The sequence below is a fragment of the Mailhella sp. genome (assembly GCF_057866825.1).
Genome location: NZ_DBMAHT010000191.1, coordinates 1 through 2700, shown reverse-complemented (window position 1 = coordinate 2700; position 2700 = coordinate 1). Strand labels below are relative to the sequence as shown.

At 61.6% G+C, this 2700-nt stretch carries 4 protein-coding genes; 3 read left to right on the top strand and 1 reads right to left on the bottom strand.

The annotated features are described in order from the left end of the window. The coding region (locus tag ACZM96_RS10540) for a ferritin family protein (protein WP_489489005.1) at positions 1-132 on the bottom strand (132 nt) is incomplete at its 3' end. A gap of 174 nt (positions 133-306) precedes the next feature. Between ACZM96_RS10540 and ACZM96_RS10535 the strand changes: the two genes are divergently transcribed. From ACZM96_RS10535 to ACZM96_RS10525, 3 genes are all read left to right on the top strand, one after another. Then, a complete protein-coding gene (locus ACZM96_RS10535) occupies positions 307-984 on the top strand; it encodes a YigZ family protein (RefSeq protein WP_489489003.1) in 678 nt (225 codons plus the stop codon). After that, positions 981-1949 carry an asparaginase gene (locus tag ACZM96_RS10530; protein ID WP_489489001.1) on the top strand — a complete coding sequence of 323 codons (969 nt, stop codon included), beginning with the start codon at positions 981-983 and terminating at the stop codon, positions 1947-1949. The genes ACZM96_RS10535 and ACZM96_RS10530 overlap by 4 nt, the downstream gene beginning before the upstream one ends. Before the next feature lie 67 nt (positions 1950-2016). Then, positions 2017-2523, top strand: a complete 507-nt coding sequence (locus ACZM96_RS10525; RefSeq protein ID WP_294486439.1) for a peptidylprolyl isomerase — start codon at positions 2017-2019, stop codon at positions 2521-2523. The last annotated feature ends 177 nt before the right edge of the window (positions 2524-2700 follow it).

Genomic DNA, 2700 nt, shown 5'->3' with positions numbered 1-2700 from the left:
GGCGGCGCGGAACAGCTTGGCGGCCTGCTTGCAGCCTTCCTTTTCGGCCTGAGCGGCAAAGGCGAGGTACTTGCGGTTGGCCTGAGATTCACCGGCGAATGCTTCCATCAGGTTTTCATAGGTCTTGCTCATAACGACTCCTTGTGCGAAAAAACGTTGACGTTGTTTTGTTTACTTTGTTGTGTCGCTCCTTAGTAGGAACGATTCTTATTTATGACAGAGTTCCGCCTTTGTAAAGTGTTTTCTTGCAAGGCGGAGGTTATTTTTTTGTCTTTTTAGGCAACATACTGATAATAAAGGTTTTTTATGGCGATCTCCTACAAGGTTCCCGATCTGCCGCTGTTCGACGCGGCGCTGTTGACCCGTCCGGGCGGAAGAGAAGCGTGCTGCGTGCGCTTTGAAGAGGAGATAAAGCGCAGCCGCTTCATCACCACGCTTGCGCGGGCCGACAGCCGGGAGCGCGCGCTCAGCTTTGTGGAGAGCGTGCGCCGGGAGTTTCCCGACGCGAGGCATCACTGCTGGGCGTACGCCGCGGGGCGTCCGGGCGACACGGCGCAGGTGGGGCAGAGCGATGACGGCGAACCCCACGGCACGGCGGGCCGCCCCATGCTTGCGCAGCTTCTGTACGGGGGCGTGGGCGAGCTTGCGGCCGTGACCACGCGCTATTTCGGCGGCATCAAGCTGGGCACGGGCGGCCTGACGCGCGCGTATCAGAACGGCGTGAAGCAGGCGCTTTTGCTTTTGCCCGTGACGGAAAAAAAGGTGCTCGCGCAGGCGATGGTGGAAGTGGACTACGCCCATGCGGACCGGTTTTACAGGCTGCTTCCGCGCTTTCAGGCGCGCGTGGTGGAAGAGGACTTCGGCGCGCGGGGACTCTTTACCCTGGAGATGCCCGAAGATCTGCTGGAACCCTGCCGCGAGGCGCTCAGAGAAGCGACGGACGGCGCAAGCGAACTCATGCCTCTGGAAGAGGATAACGGATGAAGAACATTCTCATGCTGGCCACGGGCGGCACCATAGCCTGCGAGCCTTCGGAAGACGGGCTGGTGCCGCGTCTTTCCGGCGAAGCCATGCTGCGACATCTCGGCAGGGATCTGCCCTGCCGGGCGGATGTGCGCGAGCTCATGAATCTCGACAGCAGCAACCTTCAGCCCGAAGACTGGGAAACCATGGCCCGCGCCGTGGCCGACAATTACGACAAGTACGACGGCTTCGTCATCACGCACGGCACGGACACGCTGGCCTACACGGCGGCGGCGCTGCATCAGATGCTGAGGCATTTGTCGAAGCCCGTCATCATCACGGGGGCGCAGCTTCCGCTGGAGGCGGAAGGTTCCGACGGCCCGCGCAATCTGAAGGACGCCTTTTTCGTGGCCTGCGAGGGCGAGCCCGGCGTGTTCGTGGTGTTTCACGGCGCGGTCATCGACGGCGGAAGGGCGAAGAAGATGCACACCGAAAGCTTTGCGGCCTACGCCAGCGTGAACGCGCCTCTTGCGCGCATCACGCCGCAGGGCGTGCAGTGGAAGGAGCGCCGGCCGCAGCCGAAGGAGCCTCTGGAACTTGTGCTCGGCCTTGAACGCATGGTCTGCGTGCTCAAGCTCGTGCCGGGCACGTCTCCCGGGCTTCTGGACATGCTCGTGGACGCGGGCTATCGGGGCGTCATCATCGAGGGATTCGGCGCGGGCGGCGTGCCCAACGACAGCCGGGGCAGCTTTCTGCCCGCCATACGCCGCGCCGTGGAAAAGGGCGTGGTCATCGTGTGCGCCTCGCAGTGCGTGTTCGACGGCGTGGATCTTTCCCGGTATCCCATCGGGGTGCTGGCGGCGAGGCTCGGGGCGATTTCCGGCGGCGACAAGACCGTGGAAACCCTGACCGTGCGCCTCATGCAGGCGCTGCGCCACTGCGGCAGCGCGCAGGAGGTGCGCGCCTTCATGGAAAGCCCCCTCTAGGCCGTTTGCCTTGCCTTTTCCCCTTTTTTGCGTCACAAAAGAAAAAATTACCTCTGTGGAGACGACGATGAGCAATCCTCTTGTTCTTATGGAAACTTCCTCCGGCGACATTCTGCTGGAACTTTTTGAAGACAAGGCTCCCGCCACCGTGGCGAACTTTCTGCGCTATGTGGACGAAGAGTTCTACAACAACACCATTTTCCACCGCGTTATCAAGGACTTCATGATTCAGGGCGGCGGACTCGGCGTGCGCATGGACGAAAAGCCCACCCACGAACCCGTGGTCAACGAAGCGGGCAACGGCCTTTCCAACAAGCGCGGCACGCTGGCCATGGCCCGCACTTCGGAACCGCATTCCGCCGCGGCGCAGTTCTTCATCAACGTGGTGGACAACGAGGAGCTCGATCACAGGGACGACACTCCCGAAGGATTCGGCTACTGCGTGTTCGGCCGCGTGGAAGACGGCATGGACGTGGTGGACAAGATTGCCAAGCTCAAGGTGAAGCCGCAGGGCGAGCACGAAGCTGTGCCTCTGGACATGGTCGTCATCACCCGCGTCAGTCGTTTTGAATAGCCGCCCATTGCGGAGAGCCGGTTTCGTGCCGGCTTTTTTTGTATGTTGCCGCCCCGGAAGGTGCGGTCAGCCGATCCGCGGCCGCGGATCGAGTTCAGGAGCGTTACGTGGAAGCTGTTTCGGGTTCAGGCGCGTTGCCCCTCATCGTGGCGTGTGTTCTCATAGGCATCTGTCTTC